The sequence below is a fragment of the Bacteroides sp. 2201st1_D9_2201SCRN_220225 genome (assembly GCF_040928965.1).
GTDB classification, from domain to species: Bacteria; Bacteroidota; Bacteroidia; order Bacteroidales; family Bacteroidaceae; genus Bacteroides; species Bacteroides stercoris.
The window spans coordinates 106,537-122,075 of record NZ_JBCODG010000003.1 but is presented as its reverse complement, the minus strand read 5'-3'; the positions used below and the strand labels follow the sequence as shown (position 1 = coordinate 122,075).

25 protein-coding genes are annotated in these 15,539 nt (G+C 39.0%); 5 read left to right on the top strand and 20 right to left on the bottom strand.

Going from position 1 to position 15,539, the window contains the following annotated elements; translation table 11 throughout:
* On the bottom strand, nucleotides 1-620 hold a 620-nt coding region (locus tag AB5903_RS01735), incomplete at its 3' end, for a phosphoadenosine phosphosulfate reductase family protein (RefSeq protein ID WP_368117622.1).
* A 172-nt stretch (nucleotides 621-792) separates the two neighbouring features.
* Between AB5903_RS01735 and AB5903_RS01730 the strand changes: the two genes are divergently transcribed.
* The 5 genes from AB5903_RS01730 (at nucleotide 793) to AB5903_RS01710 (ending at nucleotide 3,392) form a co-directional block, all read left to right on the top strand.
* A complete protein-coding gene (locus AB5903_RS01730) occupies nucleotides 793-1,032 on the top strand; it encodes a hypothetical protein (protein WP_368117621.1) in 240 nt (79 codons plus the stop codon).
* Between the two features lie 408 nt (nucleotides 1,033-1,440).
* A complete protein-coding gene (locus AB5903_RS01725) occupies nucleotides 1,441-2,052 on the top strand; it encodes a hypothetical protein (RefSeq protein ID WP_016661638.1) in 612 nt (203 codons plus the stop codon).
* 11 nt (nucleotides 2,053-2,063) lie between these two features.
* Nucleotides 2,064-2,261, top strand: a complete 198-nt coding sequence (locus AB5903_RS01720; protein WP_368117620.1) for a hypothetical protein — start codon at nucleotides 2,064-2,066, stop codon at nucleotides 2,259-2,261.
* A complete protein-coding gene (locus AB5903_RS01715) occupies nucleotides 2,245-2,826 on the top strand; it encodes an N-acetylmuramoyl-L-alanine amidase (RefSeq protein WP_368117619.1) in 582 nt (193 codons plus the stop codon). Before AB5903_RS01720 ends, AB5903_RS01715 begins: the two co-directional genes overlap by 17 nt.
* A complete protein-coding gene (locus tag AB5903_RS01710) occupies nucleotides 2,823-3,392 on the top strand; it encodes a DUF6549 family protein (RefSeq protein ID WP_258997818.1) in 570 nt (189 codons plus the stop codon). Before AB5903_RS01715 ends, AB5903_RS01710 begins: the two co-directional genes overlap by 4 nt.
* A gap of 37 nt (nucleotides 3,393-3,429) precedes the next feature.
* Here AB5903_RS01710 and AB5903_RS01705 read toward each other — a convergent pair whose 3' ends face one another.
* The 19 genes from AB5903_RS01705 to AB5903_RS01615 all read right to left on the bottom strand — a co-directional run bounded on the left by AB5903_RS01705 (nucleotide 3,430) and on the right by AB5903_RS01615 (nucleotide 15,467).
* A complete protein-coding gene (locus AB5903_RS01705) occupies nucleotides 3,430-3,903 on the bottom strand; it encodes a VRR-NUC domain-containing protein (protein ID WP_368117624.1) in 474 nt (157 codons plus the stop codon).
* 329 nt (nucleotides 3,904-4,232) lie between these two features.
* Nucleotides 4,233-5,138: a phosphoadenosine phosphosulfate reductase family protein gene (locus tag AB5903_RS01700; RefSeq protein ID WP_368117618.1), complete on the bottom strand. Its 906-nt coding sequence runs from the start codon at nucleotides 5,136-5,138 to the stop codon at nucleotides 4,233-4,235.
* A 37-nt stretch (nucleotides 5,139-5,175) separates the two neighbouring features.
* Entirely contained in the window at nucleotides 5,176-5,565 is a 390-nt protein-coding gene (locus AB5903_RS01695; protein ID WP_368117617.1) for a hypothetical protein, read from the bottom strand.
* Nucleotides 5,566-5,760 (bottom strand): hypothetical protein, encoded by a 195-nt coding sequence (locus tag AB5903_RS01690; RefSeq protein ID WP_368117616.1) that lies wholly within the window; start codon nucleotides 5,758-5,760, stop codon nucleotides 5,566-5,568.
* 2 nt (nucleotides 5,761-5,762) lie between these two features.
* A complete protein-coding gene (locus AB5903_RS01685; RefSeq protein WP_368117615.1) occupies nucleotides 5,763-6,023 on the bottom strand; it encodes a hypothetical protein in 261 nt (86 codons plus the stop codon).
* 20 nt (nucleotides 6,024-6,043) lie between these two features.
* Nucleotides 6,044-6,631, bottom strand: coding sequence for a hypothetical protein (locus AB5903_RS01680; RefSeq protein WP_279197432.1), 588 nt, complete (start codon nucleotides 6,629-6,631; stop codon nucleotides 6,044-6,046).
* Nucleotides 6,632-6,633: 2 nt separating this feature from the next.
* Nucleotides 6,634-7,218, bottom strand: a complete 585-nt coding sequence (locus AB5903_RS01675) for a hypothetical protein (protein ID WP_368117614.1) — start codon at nucleotides 7,216-7,218, stop codon at nucleotides 6,634-6,636.
* A 333-nt stretch (nucleotides 7,219-7,551) separates the two neighbouring features.
* Entirely contained in the window at nucleotides 7,552-7,761 is a 210-nt protein-coding gene (locus AB5903_RS01670; RefSeq protein ID WP_151871380.1) for a hypothetical protein, read from the bottom strand.
* Nucleotides 7,762-7,784: 23 nt separating this feature from the next.
* Nucleotides 7,785-8,441, bottom strand: a complete 657-nt coding sequence (locus AB5903_RS01665) for a DUF3560 domain-containing protein (RefSeq protein WP_368117613.1) — start codon at nucleotides 8,439-8,441, stop codon at nucleotides 7,785-7,787.
* A 10-nt stretch (nucleotides 8,442-8,451) separates the two neighbouring features.
* Nucleotides 8,452-8,616 (bottom strand): hypothetical protein, encoded by a 165-nt coding sequence (locus AB5903_RS01660; RefSeq protein ID WP_153881318.1) that lies wholly within the window; start codon nucleotides 8,614-8,616, stop codon nucleotides 8,452-8,454.
* Nucleotides 8,597-10,276 (bottom strand): DEAD/DEAH box helicase, encoded by a 1,680-nt coding sequence (locus AB5903_RS01655; RefSeq protein WP_016661630.1) that lies wholly within the window; start codon nucleotides 10,274-10,276, stop codon nucleotides 8,597-8,599. The genes AB5903_RS01660 and AB5903_RS01655 overlap by 20 nt, the downstream gene beginning before the upstream one ends.
* Before the next feature lie 52 nt (nucleotides 10,277-10,328).
* On the bottom strand, nucleotides 10,329-10,934 hold the full coding sequence (locus AB5903_RS01650; protein ID WP_368117612.1) for a hypothetical protein: 606 nt from the start codon (nucleotides 10,932-10,934) through the stop codon (nucleotides 10,329-10,331).
* Between the two features lie 171 nt (nucleotides 10,935-11,105).
* Nucleotides 11,106-11,531: a hypothetical protein gene (locus AB5903_RS01645; RefSeq protein ID WP_007557967.1), complete on the bottom strand. Its 426-nt coding sequence runs from the start codon at nucleotides 11,529-11,531 to the stop codon at nucleotides 11,106-11,108.
* A gap of 1 nt (nucleotide 11,532) precedes the next feature.
* The gene (locus tag AB5903_RS01640) at nucleotides 11,533-12,072 is read right to left on the bottom strand and encodes an HNH endonuclease (RefSeq protein ID WP_151871366.1); all 540 of its coding nucleotides are present in this window, start codon (nucleotides 12,070-12,072) and stop codon (nucleotides 11,533-11,535) included.
* 18 nt (nucleotides 12,073-12,090) lie between these two features.
* Nucleotides 12,091-12,747, bottom strand: a complete 657-nt coding sequence (locus AB5903_RS01635) for a PD-(D/E)XK nuclease-like domain-containing protein (RefSeq protein WP_151871367.1) — start codon at nucleotides 12,745-12,747, stop codon at nucleotides 12,091-12,093.
* Complete coding sequence (locus AB5903_RS01630) at nucleotides 12,747-13,949, bottom strand: hypothetical protein (protein ID WP_368117611.1); 1,203 nt, start codon at nucleotides 13,947-13,949, stop codon at nucleotides 12,747-12,749. Before AB5903_RS01630 ends, AB5903_RS01635 begins: the two co-directional genes overlap by 1 nt.
* An 18-nt stretch (nucleotides 13,950-13,967) precedes the next feature.
* Nucleotides 13,968-14,927: a recombinase RecT gene (locus tag AB5903_RS01625; RefSeq protein ID WP_270367939.1), complete on the bottom strand. Its 960-nt coding sequence runs from the start codon at nucleotides 14,925-14,927 to the stop codon at nucleotides 13,968-13,970.
* Nucleotides 14,928-14,937: 10 nt separating this feature from the next.
* Nucleotides 14,938-15,168: a hypothetical protein gene (locus AB5903_RS01620; RefSeq protein WP_007557960.1), complete on the bottom strand. Its 231-nt coding sequence runs from the start codon at nucleotides 15,166-15,168 to the stop codon at nucleotides 14,938-14,940.
* On the bottom strand, nucleotides 15,165-15,467 hold the full coding sequence (locus AB5903_RS01615; protein ID WP_007557958.1) for a hypothetical protein: 303 nt from the start codon (nucleotides 15,465-15,467) through the stop codon (nucleotides 15,165-15,167). The genes AB5903_RS01620 and AB5903_RS01615 overlap by 4 nt, the downstream gene beginning before the upstream one ends.
* Nucleotides 15,468-15,539 lie beyond the last annotated feature (72 nt).

Below are 15,539 nucleotides of genomic sequence, written 5' to 3'. Positions count from 1 at the left end.
CAGTCGTACAGCGGGTATAGATTGTATACATTTTCATCTATTTCCGTACTCCACATGCAATTCTTATATTGCTTTTTTACTCCCCGGTAGATTGTGCGCCAGCGGTTATAGCTCTCTTGGGTACGTATGCCTACCAGGCAGCAAGTACGCCGGGCTGCTTTCTGTAGATGTAACCATCGGGAAAACTCAATCTGGAAATCATAATCCCACATTTTTCGGTTGTAAAACGGAAATTTATCTACTTTCATTGCGTCTTTCGGCATTTCTCTGACCCATGCCTCCTTTTTTTGCTCATCCCAGGGACGCCAGTAACTTTGATACATAGAGGTGCAGGTTGTTACCCGGAAAGGGACACAAATCCGGTATACATCCAGTATATCCCTGTTTGTTTCCAATACCCGGTTAACATAGTCAATGGTCATGCTGTATTGTACTTCATAGTCCATGTGAAATATTCCAATCTTTCGTTTCAGGCTGTTCTGACGGATATAGTCAATACATAGATTTAACAAGACCCCACTATCTTTGCCTCCAGAAAAAGATATATAAATATTATCGAATTCTTCAAAAATCATTTTCAATCTTTCCTGGGTTAATTCATATACATTTTTTTGATTCATATAGTACAAAAGTTTTAGTGGTGACAAAATTAGTCTAAAGCCCCAATATTTCCTATAACCTTTAACTTCTTCATTATCTGTAATGGTACTCAATAGAAGTGAAAGTAGTTCCTTTTGAAATGTTTATGTATATTTGCATTGTTCTATTATTCATTGAAAACATAACAAAGCTATGGTAGAAAAGAGTAAATATCAATTTGATGAAGCCTCGGTACAAGCAATCATACACTGGGCAGAAACAACACAATTACCGAAAGAGGTAGTATTGAGTGAATCCGAGCATATCTACGACACGTCTCTGTATGTCAGGGCGAACATCAACGATATTAAGCAACATTATCCGGATGAGTTTTACAATCCAGCTATTACTCGGCTTTATAGATTGAAAGAATTAGTAGAGGGGAGTGACTGAATAGTCACTCCTTTTTTTCATACTTTTGTAATGCAGAAACAATTATTGATAATAGCTAAGGTAAAATCTTAAAAAGCCCCCGGCCTGTTAAAAATCATCTCACCTACTTTTAACACATAACGAGCGAACCCGAATGACCGGGGGCAATGCCACCGTTCTCAGGTTCGCTTTCATGTGTTGTAAGTGAGATGTTGCAAAGATAATCATTAAAAGTTAAAGCAGTCGAATTCCGGCTGCTTTTTTTATGCTTCAATTTCTCTCTTGGCTTATATTTTAGGAGAAAAGAGTTTATGAAAGCGAGTAATAATTTGGTGGAAAAGTATGGCTGGGATAAAATAATTCACAGTCCAAGTAATGGTCGAGCAGTTTTTTCGTATAAACCTATCCATAAAGTAAAATGACAAAAATATGAATACGGATGCAGTGAATGCGGCCCTTCAGGTGGGCAAGGGGATTAGCGATTTTGGCATGGTGGCCATTGCAGGAGCCTTCTTCCTCATTATATGCGGTGTGATGTGGCTATTCATTTTCAAATGGTTCAAACATTTGGTGGATAATGTGATAACCAGGCAGGAAAAGGTGATAAATGATTTGCTTGTGGAAACCAAGGCTCAAAATGAGGTTCTCTCTGATATTAACGAGGGATTGAAGCCTATTTCTCAGATGCAGATAAATTCAGTCTGTAACAACTTCTTTGACCTTGATTGTGAAAGGCTGTGCCGGCTGGTCCGCAATGTGCGCGATGAGAACAATATTGATGATAAGCAGAAGACGAGACGAAAAATAGAAACGCGTTGTAATGCCATAATCAAAAAGCGGAGTATTGAACTTGATAACTTTATTCACCGCGGAAAAAGGCTCAGTGAGTTTATGTCAACGGATTGGGTAAAGAAGTTTTCAGACATAATAGAGTCGGAAATCTATAATCCTGTCGGTGCCAATAATGCACGTGCCTATGCCAATATCAAAACAGCCATTGATGAGGCTAAGGTTGAATTTTTTAATAACATGAATAAATAAGGAGTAACAGAATGAAAAAGAAACTGATTATTGCAGCGATTGTTATCGCTATCATCGTGGGAGTTATGCTTTACATGCACTACACTCCGTTTTGGGTGAACTTGACTACTGTCGTATCATTCGGTGTCGGTGTTATTGCCGGATGGGTGGCTCATGTGGTTTATGACAAATATTTCAAGGAGGACGTGCAGAATGAAAATATTGATTGACAACGGACACGGAAGCAACACTCCGGGCAAGTGTTCTCCGGACGGAAGATTGAAAGAGTATGCGTATGCCCGTGAGATTGCCACACGTTTGGAAGCGGAATTGCGCAAACAAGGCGTTGATGCCGAACGTATCGTCAAAGAGGAAATAGATGTCCCCTTATCCGAGCGTTGTCGTAGGGCAAACGAATACAAGTCCGGTGACACTATCCTTGTATCCATTCACTGTAATGCAGCGGGAAATGGTTCTGCCTGGATGCAGGCGCGCGGTTGGGAAGCATGGACTTCGGCAGGTCAGACGAAAGCCGACAGACTGGCTGATTGTCTATATACAGCGGCCGGACAGCTTTTGCCGGATATGAAGGTGCGCAAGGATACCACAGACGGTGATGCAGATAAGGAAAGCAACTTCTACATCTTGAAGCACACAAAGTGTCCGGCAGTTTTGACCGAAAACTTATTCCAGGATAATATGGAAGATGTGGATTTCTTATTATCGGAAGAAGGGAAGAAAAGTATTGTAGAGACTCATGTTATTGGTATTATTAATTATCTTAAAATCAAATGAAGAAGTGGATGCTGATGGCTGTCGGGATACTAATATTGGTTATTGGTATCTTAATTAAATACAATAGGGGTTTGCATAGTGAATGTGCTCGTCATTCAAATAATATTTCTGTATTAAATAAAGAGATCGAGCGTTATAAAATTCAGGATAGTTTAAATGCTGTTTCCGTATCGGCATTGAACTTGACTATTGATGAGCTGAAAGAGTATCGTGCAGATGATGCTCAAACAATAAAAGAACTCGGAATTAAAAACAAGCATCTTGAGGCTTTGGTTAAAACCGGGATTCATTCAACAGAAACAATCTATGCAGACCGTTGGCATCCACTTCCGGACAGGTCGGATTGTTTAGAGGTTAATAGCAAATGGTCTCATGTGATAGCCTGTTTCAAGGATTCTACGGTTTATTATAATATTCGTGATAGTCTGGCGGCTGCTGTTCATCGAATCCCAAAACGAAAATTCTTGTGGTGGAGTTGGGGCACAAAGGGGTATAAACTGGAATTGGTTAATTTTAATCCCAACACAAAGATTGATTACAATGAATTTATAAAAGTCTCAAAATAGCAGTGAGGGGGTCTCGTGAATAGCGACCCCCTCACCTTTATAGCAGATATTCCTTTAGTGCGTCAATGCCTTGTTTGACACTGCGGGCAATAACATACTTATTTCGGCAGTTTTCCGCTTGCCTTTGAAATTCTTTTTGTTCTTCCGATTGGATGCCTTTCTTTGTCTTAAACTCTATACATAGCGAAGCGTAGCCTTTCTTTGGGATTAGTAGGATAACATCGGATACGCCGGAAGTTACACCTTGCCGTTTGAGATTAGCGGCTTCCCTTATATGGCGGCTTCCACCATTCGGAACAGCGAAAAGAAGTTTATTGGGCAACCTAGGGAATAGCTTTTCCACTTCTTCAAAGAACTTGCATTGCATACGTTCTTCCTCGTTATTTTTCTTCCTTTTTCTTTTGGATGGATTCTTTTGCTCAGCATAACAGTTATAGCAGATATAGCCTGCATCAGTCTTAATGACTGATACAGTTTCTTTTCCGCATACAACACATTTTTCTTTAGTCATTTTTGCTATTCGTTCTGAATAGCTGCTCAATAAGTTGTAAAATATTCGTTTCTTCTCAATGTATTTTAGTCTGTTCCTGCGAAGTCTCCTTTTGTTCTTGGATACAATCATTTGACAACCTCTAACGCCAATGTAGATGCAATTTGAATGATGTCTTTTAGCTTGTCTGAAAGCCCACCGAATCGCTTCACGACAATATCTGTAACTGTCATTTTGAACACCTTCATAGCCTTTTCGCATTATGAAATGTCCAATTTCGTTAGCCTCTTCTTCTGAATAGCAAATTGTAAATATATTATTCATATTTGTTCGGATTTGAATTAAACTTCTTATTCACAAAGTCCATGATAAAGGCTCATACAGCTATATCCACCTTCAGGTTCAAACATATCATCCATGCCGGCATCTTTCCGGTTTACATACTCGAAAACTTCTTCTACTGTTGGATAAGTCTTATTTTTACAGAAACGATTAGGGATGTAGCCCGGTGAGAAGAAAGACGAACCATTTGGGGTTTCTTCTTTCATTCGTTGTTCGGCATCTATCAAGCGACTTCGTCCAAACTTTTCTTGCGAAATTAGCTTTACCTCTTGCTTCCTGCACATAATACAGGGATAGCAACCAACTCGGGAAAATCCACGATAATATAAAGGATTTGGATTTTGTCCAGCAGAAAGGATCTGGTCTATAACTTCTTGTGCTGACCATTGGAAGATTGGGCGGGAAACACTGGCATCATAATGTTCGCACCATTTAAGCACATCTTTTCTACGATAATCTTGCTTCCATACCTCAACAACCTTTCCTTTACGATTCTTTTTCACACGTTCGAAATATTCTCCGAAGTAGTTGCACTCATAAGGAAGTTTGGCGCGTTCTTCGCTTTCTTTTGCTCGAATACCTTGAATTATCAAGCAAGGTTCAGTAAGTGAGAGAATATAATCAATCATCGGCTTTATTTTTAATTCAGAGGTGCAAAACCTTCTTTGGGAAGACGGGAATCGGGAACGTTTGATAGACATATCCACAAAATCAGTGTATTTCTTACTTCTCAAAATTACTAATCTGACATCAAGTTGTTTGCACACGTTACTAATATGTTGATAAGTATCGGGATGCTCCCAACCTGTATCACAAAATACGGCTTCTATTTTATCGGCTCCATATTTATTGGCAGCCTGGATTAAACAGGCTTGCGAATCCTTACCACCGGAAAAACTAACAATTATCTTCATGCTATATGAACTTTTTTATTTCACGCTTCATTATCAATTATATTTCTTCGTAATCCTTACACTCTTTGCAATAAAATCCCCAATTATCATCGTTATATTCGTTGGGCATTTTAAATCTAAGAGAATGGTTTAACGCACAAAGGTCACTATAATGCCGTTTGGCTGACTCCTCAACAGCTCTATCTATTTCATCATCATTCAATTCTCTTTCATCCGATTTAAAGTTCCTGCATGTATCACAGAAACGGATGGGTTTCCGTTTCCCCCTTTTTCCGGCAGGCTTTTCAACTTCTCTTAACCAGCAGCTTTCATCCTTGACTGGGCAACATCGACAGTAGTCGTCCATTCCGTAGAATTGGCAGTAACCTTCACAGAACCATTCCCGAAATTCTGCGAGCAGTTTTTTCTTTATAAGCTCCTCTTTCAATCAATCCTCCACTTTTTCAAAGTGCACATCTTGTTTATCTTGTCTTTCAAAATGCAAGCAATAATAATCACCGCATTCCGGTTTACCATTAAAGACGCATCTATCACATTCGTATATAAAATCGCTATCTTTTTTCACGATAATTTTTTCTCCATTATATTCAAATACCTCTCCGATTTTTCTTTCTTGTCCCATAATCAAATCTCCTCTACTTTAAAAGATAATTTCTCAAGTTTCTCAATCTGCTTACGAAGAGAAGCGATTTTCCTAATCCTCATTTCTTCCGCCTTTTTCAAGGCTTCGGATTTATCGGTGAATGCGTTTTCCCCTATACAGAAGTAAGAACATAAACCATCCCTTACATATTCTCCATCTTCAAATCTACTTCTAATAATATCTGCTTCTATCTCTTTAATACCTCCTGTTAAGGCATACTTTGTTATAAATACTTTTGCCATAGTTATAATCATTTATAAGGTTAAAGTGAATTAAGAGAGGCAGCGGACACGGGGCGAACCCAATTATAATTGTCCTGATAGTTGTAGTCATACCTACCGTCGAGCCAATCGAGAATAAAAATGCGTTTGTTTGCTTTTCTTGTAGAACACCAATACCATTCATTTTTCATTGGTTGTTTTCCGCAGATAGTTAAGGCTGCCTTCAGCATAATCTCATGTTCATGCCCTAAGACACTCTCTTGTAGTGTCGGAATGTGCCAACTTAATCCACATAAGTCCAATGCTATGACTTTCTCAGCAATTTCGCTTTCGGATGCAGCCAATGCTTTGGTATTACCTATTCCATCAGTATCCTTCATGCCTTCTTCTGTAGTTGGATATATCTTCCCTGTTTGCTCTTTCTCCCAATCAAGAAGAATATGGGTATCATTATCCATATCTTCCGGATAGAAGAATAAAGCATTGCCATCATGGATAATAACTACACATTGTGCCTGTTCGTTTTCTTCATGCAGTCCCCAAAATTTAGGTTCTACAAAACTCTTGTTGGCGGTAAAGATGAATACACCATTACCTACATTTTCTTTTGTGTAAATTCCTTTGCTCATAATCAATACTTTTTTCCATGTTTGTTTTCTCTCAATTCATTATATCTCATCTTCTGATTGATATGCCATATAAGGTCTATGTCCAAATGTTTAGCAAGCCCGAAAATAGCCAATAGCATGCTGTTTAATTGCCCTCCTAATGGATAGCCGTATTCATACTCATATCTGATGGGAATTGTGGATATAGCGTATACACTTTCTGTAAAGGTCTCATCATTGCAACTTTCCTCTGCCCCGTACAACATTTCTTCCGTAAAGTCCTCAATGTCTATCTTACGCAATCCGCACAAATCAAGCAGGCGTATAGCTGCATCGGCAAGTTCATCGGGAAGTGTATCTTTTACATTCTTTTCAAAGGAACACTTAAATCGCTTTTCTTCTTCCACTAATGCAGGATAGCGATTATAATCCATTTCAAAACGTGATTTACATTTCTTTCCTAATCTTCCCTTTCTATCTGCTTCCACAGCTTCCATAAGCTCGGATATTACAAGGCAAAGACAATGTTCATTACTCAATTCTTCATCATGGAAACCGTGGTCGCAAGCGGTTTTATAGGCGCGGTCGCGCAGTTCATTTAGATTCATCTGTTCTTTCTTTATCAGTTAATATTCCGTTTCTCTTGTCGTAATTACTCATACGGGGGCATTTCCCGTCACACCGCATGTTCACATACATATTACTTGCCATACTCGATATGAATGACTTTTTGTAGCACTGCCCACTGTAGGGGCTGTAATGCTTGCAGTGTTCCTGGTATACTTTTCTATTCATGGTTAATCAACTAATTCAAATTCGTAAACAAATACATAAGGATTGGATTCCCATGTACCTTTGCCGGAGACTTTATCTATGAGGGCGGCAAAGGCTTCACGAGGAGTGCAATAAGGTTGAATATCTCCTTTATTTCGTTACATTTTTCATTGGATATTAGATTTGAATTTATTTATAGTAGTCCTTTTATTAAAAATAGCCATAACAATCAAGGCTAAAGCGACTTTCAATAATTGCTTTTTCCCAACAATTACAACATTACTACGATTTAGCCCGTCATCAGTCGTGATACTGTACCAATTCTTATAAGGTGGCAGTACCTTATAGATATATATTTTCCCAATTACCTTTTTCATACTTATATTTTCAAATTTTGCAATTATACTTTCTCTAAATCTCCCCATAGCTTTTTAGCCAATTCGTAATTCTTTTGTGCTTCATTAACTGCTTTCTTGGCATAAGCGAGAGAATAGGAGTGCTCACGCAGATATTTGCCGGATTTCAATCCCTCATGATATTCTTTCGCTTTCTCTAACTTGTGTTCGTAGAAATCGATACTTTCCGGCATAGAAAGATTGATAGTATTTGCCTTTTCTTCCCAATATTTGGCAATTCTTTCGTGTTCGGCAGCCTTGTCGCTAAATTCAACACTTTTTCCCATATTGTTCCAAGCATCATTAATCGCTTTTCGATGCCGTTTCTCACTATGGTGCCCGACCTTGATTGGCTCTCCAAGAGAAAGAAAATCTTTGTCTTTGTTCGAGCGGTTGAAATATTCGTTACTTTTTTGTCCGGCAGACTGGGCCCAATCATGGCGGCGCTCGGCTCTTTGTTTGGCCCATTCTTGCACATTAAATCCGTCAGCTCTGACGATGGAGTAATAATAAAAGCCTTCACGTTCATAGATGAGATTGAATACAATACATTCATTCTCTTTGCCATATTTGGTTGTAACTTCAATAACTTCTCCTTTTTCGTGTTTTTCACTGCATTTTGCGAGAAAAACATTGGGTACATATTTGCTATACGTATTCATATCAATATAATTATCGGTTAAAAACTTCTTTGTGTACTTGGTTTATAGTGCCATTGATTATCAAAGAACCTTTAGCGGCACGGATTTTATTACCTTTTTCTTGAACTTGATAGCCGGCTTTTTTCAGCCGGTCTATTTTTTGTTGTGGTGTTATTTTAGAAACCTTCATCATCATAATCTGTGCTGAAAATATTAGCTACCATATCAACGATATTCTCTTCTATATCTTCCGTGGAACCGGTAACATCTTTGGCAATGGCTTTCTTATTTTGAATGATACGGTAAACCTTCTCGTCAATGGTACGTCGGCCGAGGAAATAGTAACAGGTTACAGAATCCTTTTGCCCTATACGATGCGCACGGTCTTCGCACTGGCAACAATCGGCATAAGTCCAGGGGAATTCAACAAAGGCAACATTGCTTGATGCAGTTAGGGTCAGTCCGACTCCTGCAGCTTTAATGGAACAGATGATAATATCCGTTTTGGGATTGTTTTGAAAAGAATCCACTGCTCTTTGTTTCTCATCTTGTGAGTCCCTTCCTGTTACAGATACAGCCGTAGGAAAATAGCTTTTCAGTTGATCTACCACTTCGTGAAGTGAGCAAAAGAGGATGATTTTCTTTCCATTCTCACGAAAGTCTTTTACGAACTCAATTACATCACGTACTTTCCCTCTGGCTGATATTTGGCGGAGGATATTAATACGCACCATGACTTCACCTCGTAATGCTTTCTCTATCTTTTCATCATCCGCTTCTTTGTATTTTTGTAGGTACATGATAAGATCACGCTCTGCGTCGATATACTCCTTGCGGTTAGTTATCTCACAAGTATTTACTTGTCGTATTTTATCGGGAAGGTCTGTCAGCACCAATGACTTTTCACGCCGGAACATACATTTAGTCCATAACATATAGTTCAGTTCTTTCAGATTTGATGCTTCATTCTGACCGGAGCAATATCTATTGACGAATGTCTTATATCCTCCAAAATCTTCCATTCTGGAAAGGATAGATAACTGCGGAATTAAATCTTTAGGCTTATTGACAACCGGAGTTCCGGTAAGTTCAATGACCCATTCCTTACCATTGCATATACCTTTACAGAATTTAGCTTGCTGAGTGGATGATGATTTGCAACGGTGGCTTTCATCAATGATTACAGATTTGAAAAGTTGGATGCTGTTTCTGAATTCCACATCTCTTAAAGTCCAACCAGATTCTTTTTTGATACGTTGTACAAAGTATTTTTTAAGCGATTCATAATTAACGATGAATACCTGATACATGCCAGTCTGATAAAAGAAAGTCCATGTATCTCGTACTTTATCCGTCAGTACCATTGCCTTTTTATCTGTGAACTTATGCCATTCTCTTTCCCAATTAACCTTTAAGGCAGAAGGACAAATAACCAAACAAGGAAAGGCATTCCCAAGATTAATGGTTGCAATGCTTTGCAGTGTCTTTCCAAGGCCCGGCTCGTCGCAATTCATGAATCGTTTGAGCTGTAATCCTCTTGCAATTCCTTTTAATTGATAGGGATATGGGTTTACTTTTAGTAAGTGGGGAATATCAAGCTCCGGCAGCTCCGGTATATTGTATGCAACTTCTTCCTCTTCTTCTTGTTTCTGTTGTCCTGTAACCCATTGGATATTTTCAAATGGTCTGATTTGATAGACCATTTTTTCAAGTTCGACACGACTGGAAACAGGAATAAGCCATTTCTTTCTGCTTCCGTCATATCTCTTGCCTGTGATTTGACGTATTCTGTCAACAATAGTGGGCTTGTACTTGAAAGTAACTTCAAAAACGTTTCCTTTTAATTCTATAATCATGACTTGTAATTTAGAGTTTTATGGGGCTGACAAAAATCAGCCCCGAATTTGATTAAGCGGCAGGAGCTATAGTTTTGGTCTTTCTGCCTTTTCTTTTAGGCTTTTCTTCTTCTGCAGGAAGTTCTTCTGCATCGGTAACAGCTTCATCGGGGATATCGCTATCAAAGTCTAACCGCTCTTGCTTAATGCCCCATTTCTCTTCAAAGAGATATGCTTCCACTTCCGCATCGCAAGCTGCTGCATCTATTTGTAGTTCTTCTGAAAATTTATATTCTTCGTCTCCGAATGGAGTAAAGATTTTCAAATCCACAATTTTACCGGATTGTAGTAATTTGCCTCCCATTATGGTTATACCCGGTACTCCATCGTTGCTATCATTGGCATATCCGGTAATGAAGTAGTTATTCAGAGTTTCAACAAAGCCCGGTGATGTAAAACTTGACTTGTAGATTTTCTCCGCTTCGGGTTGCTCGCATAATACCACAAGATGCAGTTTCAAGTGATTAAAAATCTCCTTCAGTTCGGAATGTACGATTTGGTCGCAATTCTTGGTAACCTTGTTTGTGTAGTTGGCTTCTGTGAATCGCTCGTTGTACACAACATTTAATCTGTCTTTTTTAATGACAGCCTGCTTGATGTCAATTTTTGCAGTTTCCATTGTTCTCTTTTTTAGGCTCATCCTTTGATGTAAGAATAAGCATGTTAATAAATAGATATATGATTATACCGGCTCCCATGATGAATGGGAATCCAGTAATGTTTTCGTCTAATCCCATTAGGATAATGGCTATAAGAAGCCAAAGCAAGTATTTGGGTGCTTCTTGGTCGTTTAGCATTTTTGTCTGTTGTTATTGTTGTACATACCAGCCATTTTCATTTCTTCTTTGGCTTTGCTTATTACTGTCACGCACCATGATAGCTGATGTGTTGCGGTTCGATTGCACCGTTCACACCAATCGACCAAATATCGTTCTTCCCTGCAAAGGGAGTTTACTAAAGCGTTTATTGCCGTAGCTGTAGCCTTGGCATTTTTTGCTGTTTCGGCAAGTGTTTTCATTGTTTCGGAATTCATGGCTTCGTTAAGCCAATATTTAGCATCAGCTAATAACTTGCCTGAACGGGCGACATATACAGCCAAGTCATTTCCGCGCAATACGGCTTCTTCTGCATTTTCGCTCATTGTTATATTGAGGAATGAGTCAATATCTGTAAGTTCCTTGCAGATTTGTTCTTTGGGTGTGATAAGTATGTTCATATTATAACGAATTTAGCATTTCAATATAAGCTTGGCTGGCTTCAGATGGTGTATCAAAGCATTTGGATGTTTTTCTCTTACCGTTTATTTGGATCTTGGCTTGATATTTGTTTCTTCTTTTGTCTAAAGATACTCCAACAGGCAACCCAGACTTTATTGTTTTCTCTTTACTAGAATTCTGCCTTTTAGTAACGATTTGCAAATTCTCAGGAAGATTGTTTAACTTATTAGAGTCTAAATGATCTATAATTTCATACTTACTGCCACCTCCTGCAACTTTGCTGATAACATTGTGATTTGCGTCACCAAAAAGATATACAACTAATCGGTGTTCGAAAAGATGGTATGTCTTTTGTCGTTTGTTTCCTAAACAGAAGGTTATAATTGATGCCTTATAACCGAAAAGAATCCTTTGTTTTGCAGGATACCCCTTGGGAGTATATACTTGCAAAGTATCTGGATTGACTTTCACACTTCCTTCGGGAAAATCAATAGTAACGAAGCCATTATCATCTAATGCTTTTAATAATTTTCTATTCATTTTTCTGATAAAATATAATTAGACCATTAGTTGCCACCATTTAAAAGCCAATTCATCATATTTCTCTTTCCCACGTTTATAGGTATCATCGTCTCGTCTAATGAATGCTTTGAATATTTTCAGGTTCTTCTTGCTGATGGCATAGATAAAGTCCTGTTGGCTTCCTGCTATATCCATATACCATGCTCTGGAACGGTCCCAATCAAAAAAATCTATAGCTTCATTGAACTGGTTTTGTGATTCTGCAAAAGTGGTCTTTAAATCTCCGCCAAATCCAAAACTCGGTAACCACCAATCCCATTTACACCGGGTATCAAGAGTGTACTCAAAGTTTCCGTAGAGAAATCGCTGGGATTTGTTTACCATGAATTTCTGGGTATCGGAGTTGGAAAGAACGGCTCTAAGGAACTCGTCTTTTCTTGCCTCTTTTCTTAAAGCTTCCCTCATGGCAAGGCCTAACTCGAAATCTTCCCGTGAATAGGTTACATCATCCACCATGCGCTTACTATAATGTACCCGTTCGTTTTCGGTAATAAGTGCATCTACCAATGTCCCAAACTTGAAGGCTTTTTCTTTATCCCCATACTGGGTACGGGGATAAAGATAGTTTTTGAGTTCTGTCAGATCGGAGTTGCTGACTTCTGTACGCAAGTAATATGAATCCGGATTTGCCATTACTTTCCTGCTTTAACTTCTTCTTCGTATCGGATATATTTTGATTTGATTTTCATTTCATCATCGCTGTTAGCTTTCTTTTCGCAGAAGGAAATCATCTTTTTGTGGATTTTTTCAAGTTCTTCTATTGTCAGATTCTGACCTTCATTTATCCACCACATCTGATATATTTCCAAGAAGCCGGCAGGGTGTAGTATTTTAATCCTTTCAGTCACTTTGGCTTTGCTGGTTCTTGTTGTAACAGAAGCGGCAGCCGTTGCAAACAGACTATTCATTTGTGCGGATTGTATAGAAGATTCCGCTTTTTGTTGCTGCTCATGTTCTTTTTGCTGTATTTCAAGTTCACGTTGTTTTCGCTCCTCTTCTTCCCGTTGTTTCCTTTCGGTTTCCGCTTTGGCAGCAGCTTCAGCATCTTTCTTACGCAATTCTTCTTCCTCAATAAGTTCTTGCTTTTTGGAGGAAAGACGGTCAATAAATGACTGACGTAAATCCTCCATGTCAAACTTATACTGTTGAGAGAAAGCGGAAAATTTATTGCTTAGAATTTCAGCCTTGATATTCTCTTTGGTTTGTGCGTCCAGATAGTAAGTTGTAATATCTTTATTGAAAGTGTCGAAGTGCTCACGAGGATACAGAGTTGACCAACCTCTAATACTCTTTTCTTTCAGCTCAAATGTAGCCAGTGTAATGCTTTCCCAAATATGGCTCAGATTCTTCTGTTGTTCGGCAAAATAGGAACTCATGTGTGTATTGATAGCCTGTTCAATAGCAAGCCGATACATTCCTTTTTCCTTTTCAATATTGGCTTGTCGTTGCATTTCCTGCTGCTTCCTTCTTTCTTCTTCACGCTTCAGTGCTGCATATCTGTCACGTTCTGCAGCTATTTTGCCCGGAATTGTTGATTTGTCTTTTGGGTCAATAGCTTTTTCATCTGTCGTGAAAATGGATCGGATACGGTCGAATAGTTGGGTAACAGGCGCACGACGGCTTTTCATGTTGGTAATTGTAACATTGACTTTCTTCAGATACTCCGCAGCTTTGGCATCCAGTTCATCAGTCATACCTTCTCCTTGAATCGTATCTAAGATTGCCTGTCCCGCTGAATTACAGTTGGCTATTGATTTTTGGTTCTTGCCTAAGGCGTCAGGGGCACTTTTCATTAAAGAGGTAAACTCTTCTACTTTTATTAATTCTGTTGACATAGCTTTAAGTATTAATGGTTAGAATCCTTCTTCTTCATCTGCTTTGCTGACATTTACAGATACCGGTTCCGGTGCGGTGAGCTGTTTTTCTTCACCGAAAGGAATGTTTGGGTCTTCCTGTGCAATATTGGCATCTTCCACAATTCCATAATCGATGATTTCTTCTTCCTCCTGGTCGGTTGCCATAATGGTATATTTTCCGGTACGTACTTTAGGGTATGCGTCGAAGGCGTGTTTAATCATTTTGTTTTCAAGGAAACCGGGGTCAATACCGCCATTATTGGAAGTGTATAAAGCATTGGCATTACCAAGTTCTCTCCGTCTGGTCTGCTCATTCCATTTGGAATTTGCTTTTTCGCTATAATGCTTCAAGCGTTCAATATCCCCTTGCATGAGCCATTGATAGTCCACTGAATTATCATTGCGTACAATGCGTATGAATGCTGCAATAACCTTGGTTGATGTGCGGGGGCATTGTGCTTCATACTCGATGTTTTTTACTCCATTGACTAAAGATGCCTTGAAATGGTCTCCCTCATAAACGACGACGGGGTTGTCAGCATATTTAATTTGGCCGGCACGCATACGCATGGTAAGTTCACCGTAGCCGGTAACTGAAACGTATGCACGTTTTTCGTAAATATCGTTCCCATGTTCGTTTTTGTACCCAGTTTTGCAGTTGCGACTCAGAATATAGCAGAGCGGATGCCCTGTCTGGTCTAATGTTAGTCCATTGACTGCGATATCAAGGAAACAGCCATAAAGGGATATTTTGCTTGAAGTGGCTACATCGGGGTTATCCCGAAGTAATTTTTGAAAATTGAATACTTCTTTGTGGTACATCTGCTCACCCTTATCCGTACCCCAAATTGCATTGTACATTTGAATAAACTTTGCTTGTACACCTTCATTTTCGACAATTTTCGTTGCTGGAAGCGCATTTAGCTCTTCCATCTTAACTTGAATAATACTGCTCATAATGAGAATTTTAGTTGTTAATATTAAAATCTGCTTTGTCTAACCGTACCCAGACTGATTTGCCGGGACTATTAAACGATTGTTCTAAATCGACATCAACAAGCACCTGATTATAGCATTCCAATTTGCGTATAACCACTCCGGTAATAATGGCGTAGTCCACATCATCCCCGTAATGTCCGCACCGGAAAAAGAATCCGGCTGAAATGTTCTGCCCTATTTGTATATCTTTTGCAGTCATGGTACTTGCATTAATACTTTGATTATGTTGGCCGGTACTTTGTTATGAATATCCATCATGGCACTTGCTGTTTCCAGTTCGGACATTTTCACATAATACTTGCCGCGTTCCTTGTTCTTTGCAGGATAAAACTTTATCCATTCCTTACTACGCCATTCTGTAATGAGACGACGTCCGTATATCTTTTCTGCTTGGGAGATTGTTACCACCTCCGGCAGTAGCCCTAATGCTTTAAGCGTCTGAATCGTTCCGATTTTTATGCCGCTTGCTACAATTCTTTCTAAATATCTTTCTCCCATTTTAGCTGTTTCTTAGGTTGGTTAATTATTGGTTACGAGCTTTCTTCACTATCTGAAACACATTGCAACTCT

Bases quoted from the DNA above. Each gene is read 5' to 3' on its own strand.
- AB5903_RS01725 (WP_016661638.1), top strand. From the start codon at position 1,441: ATGAATACGGATGCAGTGAATGCGGCCCTTCAGGTGGGCAAGGGGATT.
- AB5903_RS01715 (WP_368117619.1), top strand. From the start codon at position 2,245: ATGAAAATATTGATTGACAACGGACACGGAAGCAACACTCCGGGCAAG.
- AB5903_RS01670 (WP_151871380.1), bottom strand. From the start codon at position 7,761: ATGAAAAAGGTAATTGGGAAAATATATATCTATAAGGTACTGCCACCT.
- AB5903_RS01635 (WP_151871367.1), bottom strand. From the start codon at position 12,747: ATGGCAAATCCGGATTCATATTACTTGCGTACAGAAGTCAGCAACTCC.
- AB5903_RS01650 (WP_368117612.1), bottom strand. From the start codon at position 10,934: ATGGAAACTGCAAAAATTGACATCAAGCAGGCTGTCATTAAAAAAGAC.
- AB5903_RS01680 (WP_279197432.1), bottom strand. From the start codon at position 6,631: ATGAGCAAAGGAATTTACACAAAAGAAAATGTAGGTAATGGTGTATTC.
- AB5903_RS01625 (WP_270367939.1), bottom strand. From the start codon at position 14,927: ATGAGCAGTATTATTCAAGTTAAGATGGAAGAGCTAAATGCGCTTCCA.
- AB5903_RS01660 (WP_153881318.1), bottom strand. From the start codon at position 8,616: ATGATGATGAAGGTTTCTAAAATAACACCACAACAAAAAATAGACCGG.
- AB5903_RS01700 (WP_368117618.1), bottom strand. From the start codon at position 5,138: ATGAAGATAATTGTTAGTTTTTCCGGTGGTAAGGATTCGCAAGCCTGT.
- AB5903_RS01665 (WP_368117613.1), bottom strand. From the start codon at position 8,441: ATGAATACGTATAGCAAATATGTACCCAATGTTTTTCTCGCAAAATGC.
- AB5903_RS01705 (WP_368117624.1), bottom strand. From the start codon at position 3,903: ATGACTAAAGAAAAATGTGTTGTATGCGGAAAAGAAACTGTATCAGTC.
- AB5903_RS01615 (WP_007557958.1), bottom strand. From the start codon at position 15,467: ATGGGAGAAAGATATTTAGAAAGAATTGTAGCAAGCGGCATAAAAATC.
- AB5903_RS01690 (WP_368117616.1), bottom strand. From the start codon at position 5,760: ATGGGACAAGAAAGAAAAATCGGAGAGGTATTTGAATATAATGGAGAA.
- AB5903_RS01630 (WP_368117611.1), bottom strand. From the start codon at position 13,949: ATGTCAACAGAATTAATAAAAGTAGAAGAGTTTACCTCTTTAATGAAA.
- AB5903_RS01655 (WP_016661630.1), bottom strand. From the start codon at position 10,276: ATGATTATAGAATTAAAAGGAAACGTTTTTGAAGTTACTTTCAAGTAC.
- AB5903_RS01640 (WP_151871366.1), bottom strand. From the start codon at position 12,072: ATGAATAGAAAATTATTAAAAGCATTAGATGATAATGGCTTCGTTACT.
- AB5903_RS01685 (WP_368117615.1), bottom strand. From the start codon at position 6,023: ATGGCAAAAGTATTTATAACAAAGTATGCCTTAACAGGAGGTATTAAA.
- AB5903_RS01645 (WP_007557967.1), bottom strand. From the start codon at position 11,531: ATGAACATACTTATCACACCCAAAGAACAAATCTGCAAGGAACTTACA.
- AB5903_RS01620 (WP_007557960.1), bottom strand. From the start codon at position 15,168: ATGACTGCAAAAGATATACAAATAGGGCAGAACATTTCAGCCGGATTC.
- AB5903_RS01710 (WP_258997818.1), top strand. From the start codon at position 2,823: ATGAAGAAGTGGATGCTGATGGCTGTCGGGATACTAATATTGGTTATT.
- AB5903_RS01730 (WP_368117621.1), top strand. From the start codon at position 793: ATGGTAGAAAAGAGTAAATATCAATTTGATGAAGCCTCGGTACAAGCA.
- AB5903_RS01675 (WP_368117614.1), bottom strand. From the start codon at position 7,218: ATGAATCTAAATGAACTGCGCGACCGCGCCTATAAAACCGCTTGCGAC.
- AB5903_RS01720 (WP_368117620.1), top strand. From the start codon at position 2,064: ATGAAAAAGAAACTGATTATTGCAGCGATTGTTATCGCTATCATCGTG.